Genomic DNA, 23,575 nt, shown 5'->3' on the forward strand with positions numbered 1-23,575 from the left:
GAGGAGTTTAGAACATGGCTAAGCAATCCATGATCGCACGTGAGCACAAGCGCGAGAAGCTGGTGGCAAAATATGCTGCCAAGCGCGCTGCTCTCAAAGAGATCATCTACGACCAAGAGAAGCCGATGGAAGAGCGTTTCCGCGCGACCCTGAAGCTTGCTGAACTGCCGCGCAACAGCTCGGCTACCCGTCTTCACAACCGTTGCCAGCTGACGGGCCGTCCCCACGCTTACTACCGTAAGCTGAAGGTGTCGCGGATCATGCTGCGGGAACTGGGCTCTTTCGGCCAGATCCCCGGTTTGGTGAAATCGAGCTGGTAAGGGAGAGACAGTATGAACGATCCTATCGGCGATATGCTCACCCGTATCCGTAACTCTCAAATGCGTGGCAAAGCCAACGTCTCCACACCGGCTTCCAAGCTGCGTGCATGGGTGTTGGACGTGCTGCTCGACGAGGGCTACATCCGCGGCTACGAAAAAGGTTCCGACGCGAACGGTCACCCGACCCTCGAAATCGGCCTGAAATACTTCGAAGGCACCCCGGTCATTCGCGAAGTGAAACGGGTTTCCAAACCCGGTCGTCGCGTTTACCTCGGCGTCAAAGACATTCCTTCGGTCCGTCAAGGTCTGGGTGTGTCGATTGTCTCCACGCCCAAAGGTGTGATGTCTGATGCAAATGCTCGTGCCCAAAACGTGGGTGGCGAAGTACTTTGCACCGTCTTCTAAGGAGGGTCTGATGTCTCGTATTGGGAAAAAACCGGTCGATCTGCCCAGCGGCGTTACTGCCACTGTGTCCGGCCAAAAAGTCGAAGTGAAGGGCCCCAAGGGCGTCCGCACTTTTAACGCCACAGACGATGTGACGATCACGATTGAAGATAACGCTGTTTCGGTGACCCCCCGTGGGAAATCCAAACGCGCGCTTCAACAGTGGGGCATGTCGCGCACGATGGTTGCAAACTGCATCGCGGGCGTGACGGAAGGCTTCAAGAAAGAGCTTGAAATTCAGGGTGTGGGTTACCGCGCTCAGATGCAGGGCAACACCTTGAAACTGTCGCTTGGTTACTCGCACGACGTTAACTTCGAAGTTCCGGCTGGCGTCACCGTCACCGCTCCGAAGCAAACGGAAGTCGTTGTGGAAGGTATCGACCAGCAGCTCGTAGGTCAGGTCGCGGCAAACATCCGCGAATGGCGTGCGCCCGAGCCCTATAAGGGCAAGGGGATCCGCTACAAGGGCGAATATGTCTTCCGCAAAGAAGGCAAGAAGAAGTAAGGACGCAGAAAATGGCAAACAGCAAACGGACTCTGTTCCTCAAGCGCCGCCTGCGCGTCCGGAACAAACTGCGGAAACTGGCAGCGGGCCGCGCCCGTCTGTCCGTGCACCGCTCGAACAAGAACATCAGCGTGCAGCTGATCGACGATGTGAACGGCAAAACGCTCGCATCGGCATCCTCGATGGAAAAAGACCTCGGTGTTGTTGGCAAAAACAACATCGACGCCGCTTCCAAAGTGGGCGCAGCGATCGCAGAACGCGCGAAAAAAGCCGGTGTGGAAGAGTGCTACTTCGACCGCGGTGGCTTCCTCTTTCACGGCAAGGTCAAGGCTCTGGCCGAGGCTGCGCGTGAAGGTGGTCTGAAGTTCTAATTCCATGCGGAGGGCGCGGTCGTTGGATCCTGCCCTCCCGATGATCCGGAACCGCCCGCGATCCTTCCCGGATTTGCGGGCGTGTTACCTGGATTGGTTCAAGTCGGCGTGCAAGCGCGCCACCATTTAAGGAATGCCCCATGGCAGAACGTGATAACCGTCGGGATAACCGCCGCGACCGCGACGAAACTCCCGAATTCGCAGATCGCCTTGTCGCGATCAACCGCGTCTCGAAAACCGTGAAAGGTGGTAAGCGTTTCGGCTTTGCTGCTCTCGTGGTTGTCGGTGACCAAAAGGGCCGCGTCGGCTTTGGCAAAGGGAAAGCGAAAGAGGTCCCCGAGGCCATTCGTAAAGCTACCGAGCAAGCCAAGCGTCAAATGATCCGCGTGCAGCTTAAAGAAGGCCGCACCCTTCACCACGACGTGAACGGTCGCCACGGCGCTGGCCGCGTTGTGATGCGCACGGCACCTCAGGGTACCGGTATCATCGCCGGTGGTCCGATGCGTGCCGTTTTCGAAATGCTCGGCGTCCACGACGTTGTTGCAAAGTCGATCGGCTCCTCGAACCCCTACAACATGATCCGCGCAACGCTCGAAGGCCTCCGTCAGGAAGCATCCCCGCGTTCCGTGGCGCAACGTCGCGGTAAAAAAGTCGCTGACATTCTGCCCGCTCGTGAGGCCGCTCCGGTCGACGCGACTGCGGTTGCAGAAGAAGCATAAGGATCTGAACCATGGCTAAAACCATCGTCGTCAAGCAGATCGGCTCGCCGATCCGTCGCCCCGCAGAACAGCGCGCTACGCTGATCGGTCTGGGTCTGAACAAGATGCACCGCACCCGTGAACTCGAAGATACGCCTTCGGTTCGTGGCATGGTCCGCTCGATCCCGCACCTCGTCGAGATCGTCGAAGAGCGCGGCTAAGACCTCGGTCTTGGTTTCAAATAGAACGCCCCGCAGGTGACTGCGGGGCGTTTTGCGTTGCGCGGCAGGGGCGGCAGCGACAGAGGGTGTCTGCGCCGGTCCGCGCGCGCAAGGTCGCGCCGAACCACATGGCACGGACACCTCATCGTGCAGACACCTGCGCGCAGACCAAAAACACCGCTCGTGTCGAGCCGTGTTGCGCTTGTCTATGAAGATTTTGGGGTAATGGTAGCGGAGGAGGGACTTGAACCCCCGACACGCGGATTATGATTCCGCTGCTCTAACCAACTGAGCTACTCCGCCGAAGTGCCGCGTAGGTAGACTTTCACGCGCCAAGGGTCAAGCACAAAAAACCTGTCCGCCGCGCTTTCTTGCGCAGGCGCAAAATATAGGGGGCTGATGGCGGGTTTCCCCTATATGCCTGCTGTATCGGGTTGTTTGAAACGATTTTCCGTCCTAATTTGAGGGCGCTGAAATTTTGACGTCCGGGGGGACCGATGAGGGGAATTACTCTGCTGCGCGCCGCAATGGTGGTGATGGCTGTGGCCACGACGGGCTGTTCGCTGCCGCGTGGCGCTGCCATGCAATCTGAGATCACGGGTGCTGCGCGCAACGCCGAGACGGCGGACTTTGCGGTGCAACCTGTGACGCGTGCGGCGTTGCCCGCGTTGCTCAGCTGGCCCTCGACCGACAACACGCCGCGCTACAGCTGGATGGGCCGCACAGGTGGGTCTTCGACGCCGCTGCTTGCCGCAGGTGATGTCATTTCGCTGGTGATCTGGGACAGTGCACAGTCGGGGCTTCTGGCCGGACCGGGGGCCTTGGTGACACCGATGTCCGATTTGCGCGTTTCCGGCGCGGGCGAGATTTTCATCCCCTATGTCGGGAATCTACGCGTCTCGGGCATGTCGCCCGATCACGCGCGTGAAACCATTCAGACTGCCCTTGATGGCTATATTCCGGGCGTGCAGGTCCAACTTGCCGCGCAGCCGGGACGCGGGAATACCGTCGATATGGTCAGCGGTGTCGCCGGACCTGGCGCTTACCCGCTCGTGGATCGCAACACGACCGTCTTGAGCCTGATTGCCCAGGCCGGAGGTGTTCCTGCGGCGCTCAACAACCCGCGGGTCAAGATTTTCCGCGGCTCCAAAATTTACGGCACCTCCCTTGAATCGCTTTATGAAAGCCCTGATCGGGACGCGCTTGTCCTGGGCGGGGACCGGGTGATCGTCACGCCCGACGAGCGTACTTTTCTCGCTCTTGGGGCGACAGGGTCGGAGGCTATGATCGAGTTTCCCAAGGATACGGTGACGGTGGCGGATGCGTTGAGCTTGATTGGCGGGATTTCGGACAGTCGGGCCGATCCGCGCGGTCTGTTGATCCTGCGCAGCTATCCGGCCAGCGCGTTGCGCAGCGGCGGTCCGACCCGCGCGCAGGTCGTTTTCACGGTTGATTTGACCTCGGCGGACGGGCTGTTCGCGGCAAGCAAATTTCCGATCATGCCCGATGATCTGGTCTATGCGACCGAAAGCCCTGTGGCCAATATCCAGACGGTATTCGGGCTTGTGGGGCGTGCGTTTGGCCTATCGAGCACGCTCGGCCTCTAGCCTGTCGGTCCGGCCTGTGTCGCGGAGGTCCTGCGCACGAGCGCGTTACGATCCCCTGCGCCCTAGCGCGTTATGATCCCCCGCGCCTTAGCGCGTTACGATCCAAGGGCTGGGGTAGTGGTATTCTTCAAGATTGGCGGTGGGCCCGATGCGGTCCACCACCGCAAACAGCCCCGGTGCCGCAAGCGGCGTAAGGACGCCGTGCCATGTGCCGCGATGAAAATTGATGGCCTGCGCCCCATCGGTGACAAAGGCGCGCGGCGTGGCTGTAGGACCATCGGCGACAATGACCAAAAACGGATCGCGGCTCATGGGAATGAAGCACTGCGAGCCCTCTGGGTGGCGCTCGATCAGGTCAAGCGTGTAGGGCAGGCTGCGCGCCTCGGCCTGAAAGATCGACACCCCCGCGCGCCCCGCTGTTTCAGCGCCAAAATCAAGCGTTGCACGATCGTGATAGCGTCCGCATTTGCCCGCATTGATGATCTTGTCCGGCGCACCGCTGGCGTCCAGCACATCGCCATAGGGCGCGAAGGCCGGGGCCGAAAGCGGCGCCACCGTGACGCGCCTCATGTCAGGTCCAAGGCCGCGTGGCGATTGACATCTTTGTAGAGCAGATAGCGGAAGGGGCGGCGTCCCGCAGCGTAGCAGGCTTGCGGGCAAAAGGCGCGCAGCCACAAAAAGTCGCCTTCTTCCACCTCGACCCAATCCTGATTCAACAGATACACGCCGCGCCCTTGCAGCACGTACAGCCCGTGTTCCATCACATGGGTCTCGGCAAAGGGAATCGTGCCGCCGGGCAGGAAGGTGACGATGTTCACATGCATGTCGTGGCGCAGATCGTTGGGGTCGACAAACCGTGTCGTCGCCCAGTAGTCCGAGGTTTCGGGCATGCTGATGGCGGTCACCGCCTCATCACTGGTTACGAAACTTTCGGGGCGCTCGATGCCTGCCACATCCTCGTAGCGCTTGCGCACCCAGACAAAGCTGACTGGCGTGTCGGAGGTATTTTCCACCGTCCAGAGTTCGTCGGGCGACAGATAGGCATAGCCGCCATCGCTCATCTCGTGGGTTTGCCCGCCAAAGCGCAGGGTCAGGTGGCCGGCCAGAACGAACAGAACGCCCTGCGCGCCCGCATCCGGTTCGGGGCGCTGCGACCCGCCGCCGGGGGCGATTTCAACGATCAGCTCGGCAAAGGTTTCAGCAAAACCGCTGAGCGGGCGGGCCAGCACCCATGCGCGGCTTTTGGTCCAATGCGGCAGGAAACTGGTGGTGATGTCCGACAGCACCCCGCGCGGAATCACGGCGTATGAATTGGTGAAGACCGCGCGTTCGCGCGCGCGTTGGTTTTGATCGGGAAGGCCGCCGGTGGGGGCGTAGTAGGTCCGTGAAGCGTCGGTCATGCAAAGAGGGCTTTCAGTCGGTGCAGGGCAATCCGTTCCACTTGACGACAGGCGGTATCCAGTTCCGCAGCGCGGTCCTGGGCCAGCCGTGCGTGAAAATTGGCAAGGATCGACTCTTTGCTATGCTCTTTCACCGCGATGATGAAGGGGAAACCGAATTTCGTGGTGTAGGCGGTGTTGAGAGCCTCGAACGTTGCTTTTTCCTCGGCGCTCAGCGCGTCAAGCCCGGCTGAAGCCTGCTCGGCGGTGCTGTCGGCTGTAAGTTGCTTGGCGGCGGCCAGTTTGCCCGCAAGATCGGGGTGGGCGGTCAGCACCCCCAGCCGTTCTGTTGCGCTGGCACTGCGAAAGGCGCGGCACAGGGCGGAATGGACGCCGATCGCGCTGTCATGCGCAGGCCCGAGTTCCAGCCCGTGGGCACGTTCTGCCACCCAGGGCGAATGCTCGAAAATACTGCCATAAAGGTCAACGAAGCGGGCGTGATCCATCTCGCTGGGGCGCTCGATCCGTTTGGGCGGGTGGGTCTTGGCCCAATGCTGCGCAATCTCGCGCCGCGTCGGCGTCCAGACGTCGTCAAACCCCGCGATGTAGTCGAGGAATTTCGCCAGTCCCGCCATCTTTCCGGGCCGTCCGATCAGGCGGCAGTGCAGGCCGATGGACATCATTTTCGGAGCCGTTTCCCCTTCGGCGTAGAGCGTGTCGAAGGCGTCTTTGAGGTAGGTGAAAAACTGCTCGCCCGTGATGTATCCGGGGGCAGTGGCAAAGCGCATGTCGTTGGCTTCCAGCGTGTAGGGGATGATCAGCTGGTCGCGCGCGCCCGCGTCGATCCAATAGGGCAGATCGTCGTCATAAGTGTCGGAAATATAGTCAAACCCGCCCTCCTCGGCGACAAGGCGCACGGTATTGGCGCTACAGCGGCCCGTGTACCAGCCAAAGGGGCGCTCGCCGGTGACTTCGGTGTGCAGGCGAATGGCCTCGGCAATCGCGGCCCGTTCCTCGGCTTCGGGCATGTCCTTGTGTTCGACCCATTTCAGCCCGTGGGACGCAATTTCCCAGCCTGCGTCCTGCATGGCGGCAACCTGCTCGGGGCTGCGGGCAAGGGCAGTGGCCACGCCGTAGATCGTCAGCGGCACCTGCGCGCCGGTGAACAGGCGATGCAACCGCCAAAATCCCGCACGCGCGCCGTATTCATAGATGGATTCCATATTCCAGTGGCGCTGGCCAGGCCAGGGGGCGGCGCCCGCGATATCCGACAGAAAGGCCTCCGAGCCTGCATCGCCGTGCAGGATGTTGTTCTCGCCGCCCTCCTCGTAGTTGAGCACGAACTGCACGGCAACGCGCGCGCCATTGGGCCATTTCGGATCGGGCGCATTGGCCCCATAGCCGATCATGTTGCGTGAATATCGTGCCGGAAGTTTTTGCATGTGCGACAAGCCTTTCGTCCATATGGTCAAAATCTGGACGCTTGCGACGCAAAGCACAAGAACAAGGCATTTGGCCTCAGCAAGTGTTTGCAAGGTTGCGGGATTTCCGACAGCCTAAGCCTTAGATTTGAGCAAATAGAGATCCCATGACCACTGGATACCTGACCACCCACGTCCTGGATACCGCCCGCGGTGTCCCCGCCGATGGCATGAAAATCGACCTGTTTCGCATTCTCGACGACCAGCGCCGCCCCCTTGTGAGCATGGTGACCAATGCGGACGGGCGGACAGATGCCCCGATCCTGCCTGCCAGCGATTTCGCCACGGGCAGCTATGAGTTGCTGTTTCATGCGGGCGATTATCTGCGCGCTTCGGGACAGGCGGGAGACGCCCCCTTGTTTCTTGACCTTGTGCCGATCCGCTTTGGCATCAGTGATCTGAGCAGCCATTATCACGTGCCTTTGCTCCTCTCGCCCTTCAGTTTTTCGACCTACCGCGGGAGCTAACCCAGATGGCTACGAATTTCGCGTTTTTCATGGAATGGATCGAATTTGCCGTCCGCTGGCTGCATGTGATCACGGCCATCGCATGGATCGGCTCGTCCTTTTATTTCATCGCGCTCGATCTGGGCCTGCGCCCCTCCTCCTCGAAGGCCAAGGGCGTGGCAGGCGAAGAATGGCAAGTCCACGGCGGCGGCTTTTATTTCCTTCAAAAATACACGGTTGCGCCGGATCAGATGCCGGATGACCTAATCTGGTTCAAATGGGAAAGCTATTCGACGTGGTTGTCGGGTTTTGCGATGCTGGTGTTGGTCTATTACTTCGGCGCAGACCTTTATCTGGTCGATCCCGACGTGGCGGCGCTCTCCATTGCGGGCGCGATCGCGCTGTCTCTGGCGTCGCTCGGCTTTGGGTGGTTGGCCTATGACGCGCTGTGCAAATCCAGACTCGGTGCGAATTCCACGACGCTGATGGTGGTGCTCTACCTGTTGCTGGTGGGAATGGCTTATGGCTATGCGCAGGTGTTTTCGGGCCGCGCGACGATGATCCACCTTGGGGCCTTCACCGCGACCATCATGACAGCGAACGTGTTTTTCGTGATCATGCCCAATCAACGGATCGTGGTTGCGGATCTCAAGGCGGGCCGCACGCCGGACGCGAAATACGGTAAAATCGCCAAGCAGCGTTCGACCCACAACAACTACCTGACGCTGCCGGTCATCTTCCTCATGCTCTCGAACCACTATCCGCTGGCCTTTGCGAGCAAATACAACTGGTTGGTCGCGGCGCTCGTGTTCTTGATGGGGGTGACAATCCGCCATTTCTTCAACACCAAACACGCTCATAAAGGCAGCCCCTATTGGACCTGGGCGGTGACGGCCGTGTTGTTCGTGCTGATCATGTGGCTTTCGACTGCTGGAATCTATCGCACCAATACCGATCAGGAGACGGCCGCCCTCACGGGGGCTGCGGCGAAATTTGCGCAGGCGGAGGGGTTTGAGGATGTGCACCAGATCGTTCTGGGGCGCTGCGCGATGTGTCACAATTCCGATCCCGGTTGGCCGGGCATGTCCGGTCCGCCCAAGGGGGTGCGTCTGGATACGGCGCAGCGCATCGCGACGCAGGCGCGCGACATCTGGCTGCAAGCGGGGGTGACTCATGCCATGCCGCCCGCGAACGCGTCACATATCGAGGAAGAAGAGCGCGCCGCAATCCGCGCGTGGTACGAAGCGGCGGTGAATGGCTAGGCGTTAGCCGATCTGGGCGCGCGCGGCCCGAAAACCGGCCATGGTCATCGTATCGCGATCTGCGGTGATCACCGGACAGCCCTGCGCACGCAGCACTTCGGTGTAGCGTTTGGTGTTATCGTCCTGTCCGATCACTGCAATCTGCTGTCCAAGCCAATAGGGTTTGGCAACGGCCAGCTCGGTGCCCATGACCAGTCCGCGCAACCGCGCCCGCGCCAACCCCGGCGCAAGACCTTCGCGTTCGGCTTCGGCGTGGAGAGAATAAATGCGGGTGAGCAGACGCTCGGGGCGCTCGAAACCGTCCTCGAACCCGGTCTGGAACGCGACATCATCCGCCCCGCTGCTGCCCACCGTGTGGCGCAGAACCGAGGCCGCAACGAGGCTGTCGATCAGCTCGCCGGTCACAAAGCTTTGGAAACTGACGATTTCGCCGGCGCTGACATGGACCCAGCGGCTCACGGGGCCGGTCATGCAAAGCACGCCATCAAACTGCGGGTTGGTCGTCATGAACCCGGCGATGCGCACCACATCGCCGCGCATCACATCCGCCGGGGCGTTTTGCGCGATGGCAGGAACCAGACGCAGGTCGATCCCGGCATCCGATTGCGCATTTGGCAGGGTGGCAAAGGGTTTGCACGGCACGAAGGAGGCCGGGCTTCCGGTCTCCCCGCTCACCAGAACAAGCGGACGCCCTGCACCGCGCCACGGCGCGATGAGCTGCGCCAGATCTGTGTCGCGCGCGCGGGCGTGGTCGTTGACGGCCCCGTCGCGATCCACGGCCCAAGCACGGACTTCATCCCTGTCGATTTCGACCGCAATCCAGTCCGTTTTCACTAGTCTCTCCTGTCGAGCTTGCGCGCAGTATCAAGCTCGACAGGCGGAGTTTCAATGCCTCACGGGGTGCAGGTGGCGATTGCGGCGGCAATGTCGGTCAGGAGTGTGGCATAAAGGTCAGCCCCCGGCGCAAGCGTCGTGCCCGAAAGGTCGGCCTCGGCATCTTCCACCGTCACCTCGCCGGTGATCGCGCGCGCAAGGGACAGGTTCTGCTGCGGCTCGGCCAAGAGGCACAGCGTGTCGCGCTGGTCTGCGGCGGCGGCGATCTGCGCCCCCAGAGCCGATAGATGCGCCGCACCCGGTTTCGAGGCATCGGACGCGGAAACCGGCAGGATGTCATGCAGCTCGAACGCACGGGCAAAATAGCCGATCGCGTCATGGGTGGTCAGGATTGGCGTGTGTTCATAGGGGGCAAGTGTCGCGCGCAGTTGGGTCGTCAGCGTGGCAAGGCTGGCCTGAAGCAAAGACAGGTTGCGCGCGTAGGTCGCGGCGTTATCGGGATCCTGTGCGCTCAGAACGTCCACCATTTCACGGGCCATGATCTGTGCATTGGCGGGATCGAGCCAGATGTGGGGGTCCACACTGCCGTGGTCGTGTCCCTCCTCAGCGGTGTGATCCGCGTCGCTGTGGTCCGCGTGGTCGTGTCCCTCCTCAGCGGTGTGATCCGCGTCGCTGTGGTCCGCGTGGTCGTGTCCCTCCTCAGCGTCGTGATCGGCGTGGGCGTGGTCCTCTGTGTCGTGATCGTCGTGCTCGGCGTGGGCGTTAGCCGCATCGTGACCCTCATGTTCCGCCTCTCCAAGCGGGAGGAGCGGCAGGTCGGGGGCATCAAGCAGCGCGACAGAGCGCGCTTGGGGCGCAAGCTCGGGCAGGGCGCTCGCAAGCCAGGGCGTCATGGACTCACCGATCCAGAACACCACATCGGCTTTGGACAAAGCCCGCGCCTGCGAGGGTTTGAGTTGGAAATGATGCGGATCAGCTGCGCCGGTCACGATCAAGCTGGGGGTCGCCACGCCCTCCATCACGGCGCTCGCCAGGGCGTGGGTCGCGGGAAGGTCGGTCACAACCATCGGGGCCTGAGCATGGGCGGCGCTGGCGAATGTGGCGAGGAGAAGCGGCAAAGCGCCGCGCGCGGCGCGGTTGGATGTCAGGAGAAAGGGCAAAGGGATGGGCATTGGGCCTCCGGTGCAAAGGGCTTGTCGGTTGCGAAGTGTTATAATAGTACATTTCGCAGAATGACAATCTGCAAAAGTGATAATATCACATTTTGCCGACACCAAACCGAGAGGCCCTTCATGACCGCGCCCACCCCGTCCGACACTGCCGCCGCTTTCGAACGCCACGACCACAGCCATTGCGCGGGTGCGGTGATGCAGGCCGCCGAAGGACGCGCGCGCGCCGAGGGCCTGCGCCTGACCCCCGTGCGGCGGCGGGTTTTGGAGATCCTGCTCGAAGAACACCGCGCCCTCGGGGCCTATGACATTCTCGACCGGCTCAAGGCCGAGGGCTTTGGGCATCAACCACCCGTCGCCTATCGTGCGCTCGACTTTCTGGTGGAGCACGGGCTTGCGCATCGCATCCGCCGCCTCAACGCCTTTGCGGCCTGCATGCATCCCGACACCGACCATGCGCCTGCCTTTTTTATCTGTGCGCAGTGCAGCGCGGTCGCAGAATCCGCGGCAACCCCGTTGCGCGACGCGGCGCAGGCCGCGGGTCTGGCCATCGGTTTTACGATCGAACGGGTGACCATCGAGGCCATTGGTACCTGCCCTGCGTGCCACCCGGGCACCGCCCCCTCCCCACAGGTGCCCTCGTGAGCGCGCCCTTGTTGTCGACACGCGACCTGACCGTCCAGTTCGAGGGTCTGCCCGTGCTGCAAAACGTCAGTCTCGATATCGCGCGCGGGGAAATCGTCACCGTGGTAGGGCCGAACGGGTCGGGGAAATCCACGTTGTTGAAGGCGCTTCTGGGCACCGTCCCGCCCGAATCGGGCTCCGTGCAGCGCGCCCCGGCGATCAGCATCGGCTATGTCCCGCAAAAGCTGGCGCTGGATGCCTCGTTGCCGATCAGCGTGGCACGGTTTTTATCCCTGCCCAAACGCCAGTCTGCAGCGCGAATCGCGGCGCAACTGGATCGCGTGGGTGTGGCAGGGCTTCAGTCCCACCCGATGCAGGGCCTCTCGGGCGGACAGTTCCAACGGGTTTTGCTGGCGCGTGCGCTCTTGATGTCGCCGGACCTGCTGATTCTCGACGAGGCGACTCAGGGGCTCGATCAACCGGGAGTCGCGCGATTCTATCGTCTGATCGAAGAGGTGCGGCGCGACATGGGCTGTGCCGTTTTGATGGTCAGCCACGATCTGCACGTCGTGATGTCGGCCTCGGATCGTGTGATTTGCCTGAACGGGCACGTCTGTTGCCAAGGCACGCCGCATGTCGTGCGCTCGGCGCCTGAATATCGCGCGTTGTTCGGCTTGGGCACCGAAGGCACATTGGCGCTGTACCAACACGAACATGATCACGCGCATGACGCCGAGGGCACCCATATCCACGGCCCCGATTGCGCCCATGCGAAGGCCACTTTGGAGCACAGCCATGATTGACGCTTTTCTGGTGCGCGCCGCGCTTGCGGGACTGGGGGTGGCATTGGCCACCGGCCCGCTTGGGGCCTTCGTCGTGTGGCGGCGCATGGCCTATTTCGGCGATGCGACCTCTCATGCGGCGGTGCTGGGCGTGGCCCTGGCGCTGGGCACGGGGGTGCCTGTCTTTGGCGGGACGCTGGCGGTTGCGCTTTTGATGGCGCTGGCGGTGTCGATTTTGGCATCGCGCGGTCATGCGATGGACACCACCTTGGGGGTTTTATCCCATAGTGCCTTGGCTTTAGGGCTTGTGGCTGTGTCTTTCGTTACCGGCGTCCGCGTGGATCTGGAGGCCTTTTTATTCGGTGATATTCTCGCCGTGTCCTGGGCCGATGTGGCCTTGATCTGGGGGGGCGCCGCCGTGGTGGCGGGGCTGGTCGCGGCACGCTGGTCGCGGCTTTTGACCATGACGCTCAGTGCGGATCTGGCGCAATCTGCGGGAATCAATCCCAAGCGCGAGGGGCTGATTCTCACCCTTGCCATGGCCGTGGTTGTCGCTGTCGCGTTGAAGGTGGTGGGGGCACTTTTGATCGCCGCCTTGCTGATCATTCCCTCCGCGGCGGCGCGCCTTATCAGCCGCTCGCCCGAGCAGATGGCAACGCTGTCGTCTGTGATCGCAGCCCTTGCCGTGATTGCAGGGTTGGGTGCCAGTTGGACATGGGACACGCCCGCAGGCCCCTCGATTGTGGTCTCTGCGGGGGCGGTTTTCCTGATTTTGCAGCTGCGTCCGAAAGGCGCAAAGGTTTAAGGCATCTGCTCTTTAAATCAGCACGATAGTCGGTAATCAAAAAAATAATCGATGATTGTTTACATGCCCTTAAAGATATGTTTTCTTATCACAACTTCGGGAGGCTCGGCGGTGACGTCCGGCGCTTGAAGCACTCGGACGAAGGATTTGGGAGGATCTTTTGTCAGGCAGGAAGGGTCATCTGAGGAGGGGCCTTTTTCCTGTCGAGTGACACTGTTGGACTAAAGGAGTCGCGCTTGAGCGGGAGTGGCATCAGCCGGTCTCGAACCTGATTTGGGAGTATCAGGATGGGAATGGTTCCAACGTTTTCCGGTGATCGTACCGGCGCCCCCTATGGGTCGTGCGCCTGCGGTTTCGGGGAAGGCACCTCGGGAGAGGGTGTTTGGCGAAAGCAGATCGCGCGTGCTTTGGAGAGAGGGCATGCAGGCGATCCAGTTGCGGAGGTGGGAGGCTCCGCAACGACGCCACGTTCAGTGGTACAGCCTGTTTCGCGGTCCGTGCAGGTGATGATGGCTGGCGAGGAGGTGGCCAGCGCAGCAACGCCGCAGAGCCACCCCTTGCCGGCCCTTCACATCGACACCTCCACCACAGCTTGTCCGACTGGCCACATGGGGCCGTCTGGATGTCTGGCTCCGTCTGGTCATCTGGGGCAAGCGGAATGGATTGCCGACACGTTGCGCGGCATGGAGCGGATCGCGCGCGAACAGGCGCTGCCCGAGGCGGCACTGGTTTTGAGTGAGGCGCTGGACGCGCTGGTCCAGCGATGTCGCACTCTTGGAGCTGCCTCTGGTGAACCTGAATCTGGCCCTAATCAGGGGCGACGATAACAAGCCGCCAGCGTGACACGCGGCTGCTTGGCCGGATGACGGTCCGGTACTTCAATCCTCTTGCGCCCCCGACCGGCGATTGGTTTGGCCGCAAGCTCGGCGTGGCAATGCCACGTCCCCTCTCACATCAGAACAGAACGATCCGGCGGAGCGATGGCTTGGCCGGACACGGTGTTCCTGTATGCGCGCGGTTCCGTGGCGCACCGCCCTGCAGGAGCAGGGTGGACCGGAGGAGGAGACCGGTCCGCCCACCCCCTTTCGCGACAGCGGCGACAGGGCCTAGCTGGCAAGGCTGGCCGGATAGCCCGCCTCGGAGAGCGCGCGCAGCATGGCCGCGTCGCCCGCAGCGGAGGTGATGGTGATCAGCCGCGCGTCCGCGTCGATGTTTACGTCTGCGCCATCATCGACGGCTTTGATCGCTTCCAGAATCGGGGCGTGCTGGGCGTCGGGGGTGAGGTCGGGGGTGCGAAAGGTGCTCATGTTGGTCTCCGTAATGTTTCAAACACAACGCGGCGCAGCGACAGAAGTTCAATGGCTGTCACCTTTGCGCGGGGAGAGCGGCGCCCTTCGCCCTGTGCAGCTGTTCCTGACACAAGGCCAAGGGATCAAATCCTGCGGCGAGCTGTTGGCAAATTTGCGCAAATACTGGCCCGAGAGGGGCGCAGTCTGGTATCAAGTGCGGCGCATTAAGGCGGGGCGGGCAACTAGATGTTGTGTTGTGCAACCGCGCTATAGCGTTTGATTTACCTGTCAGGAATGGGGCAGGCGTCAAACCAACATATGGCCCTCGTCCCTACATCTTGATTTGCACTGTAAGAATCTTCCCTATCTTGTGGGAAAATATGGCATTTATGAGGCTCACATCCTTTTGCTACTAGAAAACGAATCGCGTTTTGTGTATGTTTGATCGCAAAATCAGGGTCGTCCGAAAGTAGTCGACCCATCTTGAGGATGTGAGAGTAGTAACATGTTGGACACGAATTACGTTATTCGCGACGCCGCCGGTGCGACCTTTGAAGGCGCAATTTATTCCGACAGCGACGCAGGCTTTGTGCAACTTCCTGCGGGTTCGGACATTTCGCTGAACCTGCGGCAGGCTGAAATCACGCATTACGTGCGCGCGGGCAACGATCTTCAGATCGTGCTGGTCGGCGGCGAGGTGATCACTGTCGAAGGGTTTTACGCCGGCGCTGGAGATCAAAAACTTTTGCTGTCGGATGCGGGCGAAATCGTCGAGGTCGATCTGACGGATACGGGCGATGCGACCCTGCTTGCGGGCTATGATCCCGTTGACTTGAGCGGAAAGTGGAGCGAGTTCGACCAGATGGTCTTTCTCGATCTTGACCGTATCGAGCCTGTCGTCGCGCCGCTCGCGGCTGCGGCCTTGTTTCCGCCGCTCTGGCCCTTTGCAGCGGCTGCGGGTGCTGCGGCTGCGGGCGCGGCGCTGATCGACGGTGGCGGTACGGGGGGCGGCACTGATCCCGACACGGGCACCGACCCTGACACGGGCACCGACCCCGACACGGGCACCGATCCCGACACGGGCACCGACCCTGACACGGGCACCGACCCTGACACGGACCCTGACACGGGCACCGACCCCGACACGGGCACTGACCCCGACACGGATGCGCCGACCGTGAACACGGATCCCATCGTCGTTGCGGGTGACGATGATGCAACGGTCACGGGCACCGGCGGTGCGGGGGACACGGTTTACGTGACCATCGGCGATACCACCGGCAGCACGGTTGTCGGTGAAGATGGCACTTGGGTCGTTGTGTTCGATCCCGAAGACATCCCCGAGGACGGCACCTATGAGACCGAGGTGCTCGTGGTGGATGGCGAGGATGGCTCTGAAACCGATCTGACCGGCCCCCAAGTGCTGGTCGACACCACGCCGCCGGACCTGACCTTCACAACGGGTGTTGAATCCACCGGTGATTTGGTCAACGGAGCGGGCTACGCCGAGGGCAGCGTCGTGATCGGCGGCACAGGTGAAGCGGGCGCAACCGTTGTGGTCACTGTGGCGGACACCGAGATTTCGACGATTGTCGGCGCGGATGGCAGCTGGTCCGTCGGCTTTGATGCCGCAGACGTTGCGGCGGGTGAATATTCCACCGATGTGACGGTCGTCACGACCGATGTCTACGGCAATGCCGCGACCTATTCGGACGTGCTGGTCGTGGATACCGAAGCGGAAAACCTGACCTTTGACGCCGTCACCGGCGATGATGTCATCAACGGGGCCGAGGCCTCGGGCAATGTCACCATCTCTGGCCAGTCCGAAGCGGGCGCCACGGTTGCTGTGACCTTCGAGGGGCAAAGCCTGACCACGACCGTGGGCGCGGATGGCAGCTGGTCGATGACCTTTGACGGCACGCAGCTTCCCGCAGGGGAATACGACAGCACCATCACCGCCACGGTGACGGATGCGGCGGGCAATGCGGCGAGCTTCGAACATGAGGTGCATATCGACACCAACGGTACGGTGACCTTCAACCAGCCGCCCCTGGGGGGGGATTTCATCGCCAACAAGGGCGAAGTCGAAGCCGGCATCACCCTGACCGGCACGGCCGAACCCGGCTCTAGCGTTCTGGTCACAGTGGCGGGCGTGACGCGCGAAGCCTCGGTCACAACCGGCGGGTCGTGGTCGGCAACCTTCGAAAACGGCTCGATCCCGCAAGGCACCTATGACGCCACTGTGTCGGTCGCCGCGACGGATGCCAATGGCAATACCTCCTCGACAAGCGGCAGCTTTGCCATCGACACGGAAACCAATGTCGCGATCTTCTCGGGACAGGCGGGGGGCGACGATACCGTCAACTTCACCGAAGCCGCCGCAGGCGTCAGCTTTAGCGGCTCTGCCGAAGCAGGGTCGAGCGTGTTGGTTACCTTGCAAGGCGTGGCGCGTCAGGTCGTTGCCGGTGCGGATGGTCAGTGGACCGTCAGCTACGGCGCGGGCACCATTCCCGCAGGCGAATATGATGCCACTCTCACGGCGGTCGCAACGGATGCTGCGGGCAACACGGCCACGGCTGTTTCCTCGATCCGTGTCGACACGGTTGCAGGGCAGGTGGCGTTGTCGACGACCCCCATCGAGGGCGACGGCACCATCAACCTGATCGAACAACAAGACGGCGTGATCCTGACGGGCACGGCAACCGCCGGCCTGCCCGTCACAGTCACATTGGGTGACGCTGCTGTGACAGTTATGGCAAGCGCTGCGGGCACCTGGTCGGCCGCCTTTAGCAGCGCGCAGATCCCCCAAGGCACCTACGACAGCCCGATTACGGCGACGATCACCGACGCGGCTGGCAATACCTCGACCGTCTCGGGGGCGGTGCACATCGACACCGAAATGGCGCTGACCTACAATGACACGGCAGGCGGCAGCGACCTTGTGGTCAACGCCGCCGAGGCCGCTGCGGGCGTGACCCTCACCGGCACCTCCGAGCCGGGGGCGACAGTCGTCGTGCAACTGGGCAATGTCAGCCGCACGGTCACAGCCGACGGGGCGGGCAACTGGTCCTCGACATTTGGCGCAGGAACGATCGCGGGCGGCGAATACGACGCGGCAGTCACCGTTACCGCCACGGATGTTGCGGGCAACGTGATGCACCTGAGCGACACCATCGCCATCGACACGCAGGTGAACCACCTCACCACCGTGGGGGCCATCGGCGGCGACGGCATCGTGAACGCCGCTGAAAACGGCGCAGGCTTTGCCATCGGCGGCTCGAGCGAGGCCGGCGCGACCATCGCCGTCACCATCGCAGGCCAGACCTATTCCACCGTTGCCGGTGCGAATGGCGGCTGGAGCGTCACCGTGCCGTCGGGCGCGCTTGCGGGCGGCGAATATGACACCCAGGCGGTGATCACGGCGACGGATCGCGCGGGCAACTCCTCGACCATCACGCAAGGCTTTGCGGTCGATACCGTGGCGGATGCGCCCTATGTTTCGGCCTTCGAGCGCGGCTCGACCGGCGTGCGCGGCATCAACATCACCAACACCGGCGAGACCGTCGATGTGTATCAGGTGGCTGCGGATGGCAACACGTCGGATGTCGGCTTTGACAGCACCTACAACGCCAAATACGGCGAACTCGAGCTGGATTTCGACGCGCCGGTGCCCGATGGCTCGATGCTGGTGGTGACGGCCGAAGATACCGCAGGCAATCAGGCCGACACGCTGTTCGTTCTCGACGACCGCTCGACAGCGGGCGACGGTGTGTACCAGCAGATCAACATGGGCAACGCAGGCTTTGCGCAGTTCGAAATCGGCGAGGTGGACCTCCAGTTTGTCACCGGTGCCGAATTGTCGATCACCGCGCAACAGCTGGAAGGTCTGGCGGATCACACCAACACCCTTACCATTCACGGGGGCGCGGATGACCGCGTTGTCGCGACGGGTGCGGTGGCAACCGGAGAGACAGCCGTCATCGACGGTCAGGCATACGATATCTACACGCTCGGCGACGATGGCACGCTCATCGTTGATCACGACGTCGATATCGTCATCTAAGGCAGGGCTGGCCGGCGGGGAAGGGACCCCATGAGGGTCCTCCCGCCGGACCATTAATCCCCAAGGGCGACACCGTCAGGGAGAGGAACATGGCACACAAACGGATCAGCGCCACGCTGCTGTTTGCGGCACCCGTTCTTTTGTCTGCCTGTATGGGCGGCGAGGGGGCTGGGCTTGCAAACCTGCGCCCTGTTGCCGCCGCGCGTGCGATGGTGTCGGGCGCGCCTTCGGCCCAGACCGTTGCAACGCCAGCGCAGGACACCTCGATTTTCGCCAATCCAACGGGGCAAAAGCAGCCCTCGCCGATCGTGACCAGCCTGCAAGCGCGCAACTCGGTTTTGATCAGCGGCTCGGACTATCAGGCCATCGTGACGGCGGTACTGCAATCGGCATCGGGCGCGACTGCGGCGGATCTGAAAGCGGCGCGCCTGCGTGCCGAAGCCCGTGAGAAAAACTGGTTGCCCACGATTGGCCCCTCGATCAGCCTGACCTCGCTGGGCGATCTGGTCGCCAATATCATCATCGAGCAGGTGATCTACGATAACGGGCGGCGCAAGGCCGAACGCGAATTTGCCCGCGCGGATGTCGAAGTGGCGGCCGTGGGCCTGTCGGAGGCGGTGAACGACCGGCTGGCCGAGGCGCTGACGCTTTATATTTCCGCCGCCAAGGCCCGCGATAAATCCGCAATGGCGGCAACGGGCACCAGCCGGATGCTGGAATTCCAGCGCGTGGTCACAGCGCGCGTGGACGGCGGCGTGTCCAACCCGTCGGATTTGCAGGTCGTGCGCTCGAAAGTGGCGGATATGGAAAGCCTGACCTCGACGCAATCGGAAGCCTCCAACACGGCTCTGGCCGAACTTTCCGCAATGACCACGCGCCGCATCGGCTTGCCCGCCGCGATCCAGCCCATGCCGTTGCCCCAAGCGGATTTGCCCGCCCTGTCGGTGTTGCGCGCGCAGGCCGAGGCCGAGCGTACCCGCGCCGAAGCCGACATCGCCCGCGCCTCTGCCCTGCCCACGCTGGGGGCCAGCGCAGCGGTGGGCTCAAGCAATACCGCCGGCCTGTCGGTGGATGGCGCCGGTTTGGGCTTTGGCACTGCGGCCAGCCGCGAGGCGGCGCAATACAGCGCCCAAGCCGCGCAGGCGCGTGTGATCGACGCGCGTGAGGATGCCACCCGACTGCGGGCGCGTCTGGAAAGCCGCCTGACGGCCTTGGCACGCCAGGACGGGGATGAAGCCGCGCTGGTGCAACAGACCCGCGCCAATTTCCGGTTGTTTTTCGACCAATTCGATGGCGGGCAACGCTCGGTCATGGATGTTGTGAATGTTTATGAACAGATGATCCATCAGGAGTTGGAACATCTGGATGTACAGTATGAAATTGTCCTGACGCAGCTTGAACTTGCACGGCTGACGGGGACGCTTGCCAACGGATCTGACATTTGACGAAGCCGCCAAAGCTGACCTTCAAACCGGGGGGCGCGAAAGCCCATGCAAAGGCGCGCGAGGCGGAGAACCGCGCCAGGGCGGCGGCCGAAGCCGAGGCCGAACGCGCAGCGCAGGAGGCCGCGCGCCAGCCCACTGCGACTGGCGCAGCGGGGCGCAAAGGCGGGGTGTCGCTGTCGCTTGGTGTGTTGAAACCCGCCACACCCGCCCCTAAACCTGCCCCCAAATCCACTTCTGCGGCCAAAGCGCCGGTGACATTGACGCTGGGAACGCCAAGCCCGCTTGCGCCCGCAACCGCAACCCCAATCGACAAAACGCCGACGGCACAGGTAAAGCGCAAACTGGCCACACCGGCACAGGCCGATCCGAAAATCATCACGCCGCAATTCGGCCAGTCCAGCGCCGTGGCGACGCCCGCACCCACCTCAGCGCCCAAGTCCGCACCCAAGCCCTTTTCCGTCGCACCGCCCTCCGCCGTGGCTGGCCCCAAAGCGGGGCCGCCGGACCCGGCGTCCCCTCGACCCGTTCAAACGAGCGCGGTGTTCACCCGCAGATTGGTGCAGCGCGCTGAACTACTGGCCAGTTTCGCCGCGGTGCTGGGCGTCACGGCCATGGTGTCGGATCTGACCGAATGTCTTGCGCAGAGCGGCGATGACAGCACGCCGCCCGAGGCCTTGGCAGGCGCGCTCGAGTTCATCGGGCTGCAAACCGAGGTTTCGGTGGTCGAGGCGCTGACGGCCAGGATCTGGCCCGCGATTGCCCAGATGACCTCAGGCCAATTGGTGTTGGTCCTCGCACAGGACGGCGATGTGTTGACGATTTTCGACCGCACCTGCCCTGACAATCGTGCCGAGGTGCCTTTGCATGAATTCGGGCCGTTTTTCTCCGGTATCGTGGTGCGCGCGGGAAAATCCTTGCATGCAATCGCGCGCGAACATGTGCCGACCACGCCGACCGACCATTGGTTTTGGGGGCAATTTCGCGCGTTTCGCAAGCCGATTGGCGAGATTGCGCTGGGCTCGCTTGTGGCCAATATGCTGGCCGTGGGCGTGGCGCTGTTTTCGCTTCAGGTCTATGACCGCGTGATTCCGCACCAGTCGCAAGCAACCTTGTGGGTGCTGGCCTTTGGCGCTTTTCTGGCCATCGCGATGGAAGGCATCCTCAAACTTGCGCGCTCGCGGCTGATGGACAACGCCGGCCGTCAGATCGAGATGAAAGTGCAGGCAATGTTGCTGGATCGCATCCTGGGCATGCGCTCTGACGGGCGGCCGGCATCGCCATCGGGCTTGTTTGCCTCCATGCGCGAATTTTCCTCGGTGCGCGAGTTTTTCACGGCCTCCACCATCGGCACCATCACCGATGTGCCCTTCATTTTCCTGTTCCTCTTTCTGGTCGCCTCTATCGCGGGCAACCTGATGTGGGTGCTGGTTGCGGGAGGCATTTTGATGGTGCTGCCCGGCTATTTTTTCCAAAAACGCATGATGGCCCTGACGCAAGCCACGCAGGGGGCTTCGGCCAAGGCGTCGCGCATCCTGCACGAAGCAATCTACGAACTCGACACGGTGAAAACCACCCGTGGCGAGGACCGGATTCGCCGGATTTGGGACGAGTTGAACCTGTTGTCCTCGTCCAAATCCTCCGAGCAGCGCAAGCTGGCCGCGATCCTGACCTTCTGGTCGCAAGGCGTGCAGCAATTGACCTATATCGCGGCGGTTGTCATCGGGACCTACCTTGTGTTTGCAGGGGAATTTACCGTCGGCACGATTATCGCCACGGGCATTTTGACCTCGCGCACGCTCGCGCCGCTGTCGTCGCTGGCAGGAACAATGGCGCGCTGGTCCAACGTGAAAACCGCGCTGCAAGGGCTGGATGCCATCGTGCAATCGCCCCAAGAGCAGGCGCAGGGCCGCAGCTACATTCGCAAGGAAGCATTGCAGGGCGCGTTCGAATTGCGCGGCGTCGAATTCCACTATGACGCCGATAGCGCCGCGACGGTCGAGGTCGCAGGAATTTCGATCAAGGCGGGGCAAAAAATCGCGGTCCTGGGATCGAACGGTTCGGGGAAATCCACGCTTCTCAAACTGCTGGCAGGGCTCTACGCCCCGCAAAAAGGGCGCATCCTGCTGGACGGGGTGGATATTGCGCAGATCGACCCGCGCGACCTGCGCCGACAGATCGGGTATCTGGGACAGGATGTGCGCCTGTTTGCCGGTAGCCTGCGCGAGAACCTCAACCTCACGGGGTTGGAGCGCGACGAACACCGGATGCTCGATGCGCTGGATTTTGCAGGGCTTGGCCCTTTTGTACGCAGCCACCCCAAGGGGCTGGACCTTGAAATCCGCGACGGGGGCGAGGGGCTGTCGATCGGGCAGCGCCAGTCGATCGGCTGGGCGCGCTTGTGGATGCAGGATCCGGTGATCTGCCTGCTCGACGAGCCGACAGCCGCGCTGGACCAGACGCTGGAAACCACTCTGGTCAGCCGGTTGGAGACCTGGCTTGCGCAGCGTTCGGCGGTGATTGCGACCCACCGCTTGCCGATCCTCAAACTGACGGAACGCACGGTGATCCTGCAAAACGGGCGCTTGATCGTGGATGGTCCGCGCGACGAAGTGGTGGCCCATCTGACCCGCCAATCAGGAGACCGCGCGTGACGACCTTTGACCACATGCTCGAACGTGACATGCGTGGCCCGGGCTGGGTGATCCGGCTCTGCGCCGTTGCGCTCTTCGTGTTTATCGGCTGGTCCGCGATTGCGCGCGTCGATGAAATCGTGCGCGGCGAGGGCACGATGGTCTCGGCAGAACCGCCGCAAATCATCCAGAACCTCGAAGGCGGGATCGTCGAAGCGCTTTTGGTGCAGGCCGGTGATACGGTCGAGGAAGGGCAGGTCCTAGCCCGCCTGCGCGCAACCCAGTTCCAGACCCAAAGCGACGATCTGCAGGATCAGATCGACGCGCTTGAGGTGCGCAAGCTGCGCCTTGAGGCGGAGTTGGCCGGAGAGAGCAGCTTTGAGGTGCCCGAGGCGCTGGCCGCCCGCTCGCCCGATATCCTTGCTTCCGAGCGCGCGTTGTTGACGGCGCGAATGGCCGATATTGCCTCGCGGGCCAGCGGGGCGCGGGCGGTGTTCGATCAGGCCGATACCGAGCGCAGCCTGATGAACGACATGTATGAAAAGCGGGTGATCTCGCTGCTGGAAGCGACGCGGGCGCGCAAGGCGGCATCGGATGCGCAGCTCAAGCTGGATGAAATCATCACCAGCGCCGATCTGGACCGCGCGCAGGAATATTCCAAGACGCTGGCTGATCTGACCTCGCTCAAGCAGGGGCTGAAACTGGCCTCCGACCAACTGGTGCGCACCACGATTGTCGCACCGATGAGCGGGGTTGTGAACAATCTCAACGTCACGACAATCGGCGGTGTGCTGCGTCCGGGCGAAGAGATTTTCCAGATCATTCCCGGCGGCGATAAAGTGTTCGTCGAGGCGCGCATCAAACCCGAAGACATCGCCAACGTGCAGATCGGGCAGGAGGCAACAATCAAGCTATCTGCTTATGATTACACGATTTACGGTTCGCTCAAGGGCGAGGTGACCTTCATTTCCGCCGATACGTTCGAAGATGATCGCAACCCCAATATCCCGCCATTTTACAAGGTGCGCTCCACGGTGGATCTGGCGCATCTGACCGAGCGGCAGCGCGATATCGCGATCCGTCCGGGGATGCGGGCGACGGTGGAATTGCACACAGGGTCCAAGACGTTTCTCAGCTACCTGCTCAAACCGCTCTATAAATCGCGCGAGGCCTTTCGCGAGCCGTAAGGCCCGCCTAAGG

At 62.3% G+C, this 23,575-nt stretch carries 22 protein-coding genes and 1 tRNA gene; 16 read left to right on the forward strand and 7 right to left on the reverse strand.

The window, feature by feature from the left end; genetic code table 11:
* The first annotated feature begins 14 nt into the window (after window positions 1-14).
* The 6 genes from rpsN (at window position 15) to rpmD (ending at window position 2,559) form a co-directional block, all read left to right on the forward strand.
* Window positions 15-320 (forward strand): 30S ribosomal protein S14, encoded by a 306-nt coding sequence (rpsN, locus tag AQS8620_RS02200; RefSeq protein ID WP_085835170.1) that lies wholly within the window; start codon window positions 15-17, stop codon window positions 318-320.
* A gap of 12 nt (window positions 321-332) precedes the next feature.
* Window positions 333-725: a 30S ribosomal protein S8 gene (rpsH, locus tag AQS8620_RS02205; RefSeq protein WP_085835171.1), complete on the forward strand. Its 393-nt coding sequence runs from the start codon at window positions 333-335 to the stop codon at window positions 723-725.
* A gap of 10 nt (window positions 726-735) precedes the next feature.
* On the forward strand, window positions 736-1,269 hold the full coding sequence (gene rplF / locus AQS8620_RS02210) for a 50S ribosomal protein L6 (RefSeq protein WP_085835172.1): 534 nt from the start codon (window positions 736-738) through the stop codon (window positions 1,267-1,269).
* Window positions 1,270-1,280: 11 nt separating this feature from the next.
* Window positions 1,281-1,640: a 50S ribosomal protein L18 gene (gene rplR, locus AQS8620_RS02215; protein WP_085835173.1), complete on the forward strand. Its 360-nt coding sequence runs from the start codon at window positions 1,281-1,283 to the stop codon at window positions 1,638-1,640.
* Between the two features lie 140 nt (window positions 1,641-1,780).
* Window positions 1,781-2,359 (forward strand): 30S ribosomal protein S5, encoded by a 579-nt coding sequence (gene rpsE / locus AQS8620_RS02220; protein ID WP_085835174.1) that lies wholly within the window; start codon window positions 1,781-1,783, stop codon window positions 2,357-2,359.
* A gap of 11 nt (window positions 2,360-2,370) precedes the next feature.
* Window positions 2,371-2,559: a 50S ribosomal protein L30 gene (gene rpmD / locus AQS8620_RS02225; RefSeq protein ID WP_085835175.1), complete on the forward strand. Its 189-nt coding sequence runs from the start codon at window positions 2,371-2,373 to the stop codon at window positions 2,557-2,559.
* 226 nt (window positions 2,560-2,785) lie between these two features.
* Here rpmD and AQS8620_RS02230 read toward each other — a convergent pair.
* Window positions 2,786-2,862 (reverse strand) — tRNA-Met (locus AQS8620_RS02230).
* Window positions 2,863-3,056: 194 nt separating this feature from the next.
* On the opposite strand from AQS8620_RS02230, the gene AQS8620_RS02235 reads away from it, so the two are divergent.
* On the forward strand, window positions 3,057-4,166 hold the full coding sequence (locus AQS8620_RS02235; RefSeq protein ID WP_085835176.1) for a polysaccharide biosynthesis/export family protein: 1,110 nt from the start codon (window positions 3,057-3,059) through the stop codon (window positions 4,164-4,166).
* 87 nt (window positions 4,167-4,253) lie between these two features.
* On the opposite strand, the gene AQS8620_RS02240 is transcribed toward AQS8620_RS02235, so the two are convergent.
* The 3 genes from AQS8620_RS02240 to puuE are packed head-to-tail and all read right to left on the reverse strand — an operon-like array spanning window position 4,254 to window position 6,987.
* Window positions 4,254-4,736 (reverse strand): ureidoglycolate lyase, encoded by a 483-nt coding sequence (locus AQS8620_RS02240; RefSeq protein WP_085835177.1) that lies wholly within the window; start codon window positions 4,734-4,736, stop codon window positions 4,254-4,256.
* Window positions 4,733-5,566 carry a bifunctional allantoicase/(S)-ureidoglycine aminohydrolase gene (locus AQS8620_RS02245; protein ID WP_085835178.1) on the reverse strand — a complete coding sequence of 278 codons (834 nt, stop codon included), beginning with the start codon at window positions 5,564-5,566 and terminating at the stop codon, window positions 4,733-4,735. The genes AQS8620_RS02240 and AQS8620_RS02245 overlap by 4 nt, the downstream gene beginning before the upstream one ends.
* The gene (gene puuE, locus AQS8620_RS02250; protein WP_085835179.1) at window positions 5,563-6,987 is read right to left on the reverse strand and encodes an allantoinase PuuE; all 1,425 of its coding nucleotides are present in this window, start codon (window positions 6,985-6,987) and stop codon (window positions 5,563-5,565) included. The genes AQS8620_RS02245 and puuE overlap by 4 nt, the downstream gene beginning before the upstream one ends.
* A gap of 146 nt (window positions 6,988-7,133) precedes the next feature.
* On the opposite strand from puuE, the gene uraH reads away from it, so the two are divergent.
* Window positions 7,134-7,493 carry a hydroxyisourate hydrolase gene (uraH, locus tag AQS8620_RS02255; protein ID WP_085835180.1) on the forward strand — a complete coding sequence of 120 codons (360 nt, stop codon included), beginning with the start codon at window positions 7,134-7,136 and terminating at the stop codon, window positions 7,491-7,493.
* A gap of 5 nt (window positions 7,494-7,498) precedes the next feature.
* Window positions 7,499-8,734, forward strand: coding sequence for a urate hydroxylase PuuD (locus AQS8620_RS02260; RefSeq protein ID WP_234990350.1), 1,236 nt, complete (start codon window positions 7,499-7,501; stop codon window positions 8,732-8,734).
* 3 nt (window positions 8,735-8,737) lie between these two features.
* Here AQS8620_RS02260 and AQS8620_RS02265 read toward each other — a convergent pair whose 3' ends face one another.
* Together AQS8620_RS02265 and AQS8620_RS02270 are read right to left on the reverse strand one after the other, a co-directional pair.
* Complete coding sequence (locus AQS8620_RS02265; RefSeq protein WP_085835181.1) at window positions 8,738-9,568, reverse strand: 2-dehydro-3-deoxygalactonokinase; 831 nt, start codon at window positions 9,566-9,568, stop codon at window positions 8,738-8,740.
* Window positions 9,569-9,627: 59 nt separating this feature from the next.
* On the reverse strand, window positions 9,628-10,740 hold the full coding sequence (locus AQS8620_RS02270) for a zinc ABC transporter substrate-binding protein (protein WP_159453183.1): 1,113 nt from the start codon (window positions 10,738-10,740) through the stop codon (window positions 9,628-9,630).
* A gap of 120 nt (window positions 10,741-10,860) precedes the next feature.
* Between AQS8620_RS02270 and AQS8620_RS02275 the strand changes: the two genes are divergently transcribed.
* From AQS8620_RS02275 to AQS8620_RS02285, 3 genes are read left to right on the forward strand one after another with little or no spacing between them, the layout of a single operon-like run.
* Window positions 10,861-11,382, forward strand: a complete 522-nt coding sequence (locus AQS8620_RS02275; protein WP_085835363.1) for a Fur family transcriptional regulator — start codon at window positions 10,861-10,863, stop codon at window positions 11,380-11,382.
* Complete coding sequence (locus tag AQS8620_RS02280; protein ID WP_085835183.1) at window positions 11,379-12,164, forward strand: metal ABC transporter ATP-binding protein; 786 nt, start codon at window positions 11,379-11,381, stop codon at window positions 12,162-12,164. The genes AQS8620_RS02275 and AQS8620_RS02280 overlap by 4 nt, the downstream gene beginning before the upstream one ends.
* On the forward strand, window positions 12,157-12,948 hold the full coding sequence (locus AQS8620_RS02285; RefSeq protein WP_085835184.1) for an iron chelate uptake ABC transporter family permease subunit: 792 nt from the start codon (window positions 12,157-12,159) through the stop codon (window positions 12,946-12,948). Before AQS8620_RS02280 ends, AQS8620_RS02285 begins: the two co-directional genes overlap by 8 nt.
* Window positions 12,949-14,054: 1,106 nt before the next feature.
* Here AQS8620_RS02285 and AQS8620_RS02295 read toward each other — a convergent pair.
* Window positions 14,055-14,255, reverse strand: coding sequence for a hypothetical protein (locus tag AQS8620_RS02295; protein ID WP_085835186.1), 201 nt, complete (start codon window positions 14,253-14,255; stop codon window positions 14,055-14,057).
* Window positions 14,256-14,742: 487 nt separating this feature from the next.
* On the opposite strand from AQS8620_RS02295, the gene AQS8620_RS02300 reads away from it, so the two are divergent.
* The 4 genes from AQS8620_RS02300 to AQS8620_RS02315 all read left to right on the forward strand — a co-directional run bounded on the left by AQS8620_RS02300 (window position 14,743) and on the right by AQS8620_RS02315 (window position 23,562).
* Entirely contained in the window at window positions 14,743-18,300 is a 3,558-nt protein-coding gene (locus AQS8620_RS02300) for an Ig-like domain-containing protein (protein WP_085835187.1), read from the forward strand.
* Between the two features lie 89 nt (window positions 18,301-18,389).
* On the forward strand, window positions 18,390-19,745 hold the full coding sequence (locus AQS8620_RS02305; RefSeq protein WP_085835188.1) for a TolC family protein: 1,356 nt from the start codon (window positions 18,390-18,392) through the stop codon (window positions 19,743-19,745).
* Window positions 19,742-22,396, forward strand: a complete 2,655-nt coding sequence (locus AQS8620_RS02310) for an ATP-binding cassette domain-containing protein (RefSeq protein ID WP_442319876.1) — start codon at window positions 19,742-19,744, stop codon at window positions 22,394-22,396. Before AQS8620_RS02305 ends, AQS8620_RS02310 begins: the two co-directional genes overlap by 4 nt.
* Entirely contained in the window at window positions 22,393-23,562 is a 1,170-nt protein-coding gene (locus AQS8620_RS02315; RefSeq protein WP_370737871.1) for a beta-barrel domain-containing protein, read from the forward strand. The genes AQS8620_RS02310 and AQS8620_RS02315 overlap by 4 nt, the downstream gene beginning before the upstream one ends.
* Window positions 23,563-23,575 lie beyond the last annotated feature (13 nt).

It is taken from the genome of Aquimixticola soesokkakensis, assembly GCF_900172375.1.
In the GTDB taxonomy this organism is placed as follows: domain Bacteria; phylum Pseudomonadota; class Alphaproteobacteria; order Rhodobacterales; family Rhodobacteraceae; genus Aquimixticola; species Aquimixticola soesokkakensis.

Excerpts from the sequence above, each read along its gene's own strand:
- rpsN (WP_085835170.1), top strand. The coding sequence starts at position 15 with ATGGCTAAGCAATCCATGATCGCACGTGAGCACAAGCGCGAGAAGCTG.
- rpsH (WP_085835171.1), top strand. The coding sequence starts at position 333 with ATGAACGATCCTATCGGCGATATGCTCACCCGTATCCGTAACTCTCAA.
- rplF (WP_085835172.1), top strand. The coding sequence starts at position 736 with ATGTCTCGTATTGGGAAAAAACCGGTCGATCTGCCCAGCGGCGTTACT.
- rplR (WP_085835173.1), top strand. The coding sequence starts at position 1,281 with ATGGCAAACAGCAAACGGACTCTGTTCCTCAAGCGCCGCCTGCGCGTC.
- rpsE (WP_085835174.1), top strand. The coding sequence starts at position 1,781 with ATGGCAGAACGTGATAACCGTCGGGATAACCGCCGCGACCGCGACGAA.
- rpmD (WP_085835175.1), top strand. The coding sequence starts at position 2,371 with ATGGCTAAAACCATCGTCGTCAAGCAGATCGGCTCGCCGATCCGTCGC.
- AQS8620_RS02235 (WP_085835176.1), top strand. The coding sequence starts at position 3,057 with ATGAGGGGAATTACTCTGCTGCGCGCCGCAATGGTGGTGATGGCTGTG.
- AQS8620_RS02240 (WP_085835177.1), bottom strand. The coding sequence starts at position 4,736 with ATGAGGCGCGTCACGGTGGCGCCGCTTTCGGCCCCGGCCTTCGCGCCC.
- AQS8620_RS02245 (WP_085835178.1), bottom strand. The coding sequence starts at position 5,566 with ATGACCGACGCTTCACGGACCTACTACGCCCCCACCGGCGGCCTTCCC.
- puuE (WP_085835179.1), bottom strand. The coding sequence starts at position 6,987 with ATGCAAAAACTTCCGGCACGATATTCACGCAACATGATCGGCTATGGG.
- uraH (WP_085835180.1), top strand. The coding sequence starts at position 7,134 with ATGACCACTGGATACCTGACCACCCACGTCCTGGATACCGCCCGCGGT.
- AQS8620_RS02260 (WP_234990350.1), top strand. The coding sequence starts at position 7,499 with ATGGCTACGAATTTCGCGTTTTTCATGGAATGGATCGAATTTGCCGTC.
- AQS8620_RS02270 (WP_159453183.1), bottom strand. The coding sequence starts at position 10,740 with ATGCCCATCCCTTTGCCCTTTCTCCTGACATCCAACCGCGCCGCGCGC.
- AQS8620_RS02275 (WP_085835363.1), top strand. The coding sequence starts at position 10,861 with ATGACCGCGCCCACCCCGTCCGACACTGCCGCCGCTTTCGAACGCCAC.
- AQS8620_RS02285 (WP_085835184.1), top strand. The coding sequence starts at position 12,157 with ATGATTGACGCTTTTCTGGTGCGCGCCGCGCTTGCGGGACTGGGGGTG.
- AQS8620_RS02295 (WP_085835186.1), bottom strand. The coding sequence starts at position 14,255 with ATGAGCACCTTTCGCACCCCCGACCTCACCCCCGACGCCCAGCACGCC.
- AQS8620_RS02300 (WP_085835187.1), top strand. The coding sequence starts at position 14,743 with ATGTTGGACACGAATTACGTTATTCGCGACGCCGCCGGTGCGACCTTT.
- AQS8620_RS02305 (WP_085835188.1), top strand. The coding sequence starts at position 18,390 with ATGGCACACAAACGGATCAGCGCCACGCTGCTGTTTGCGGCACCCGTT.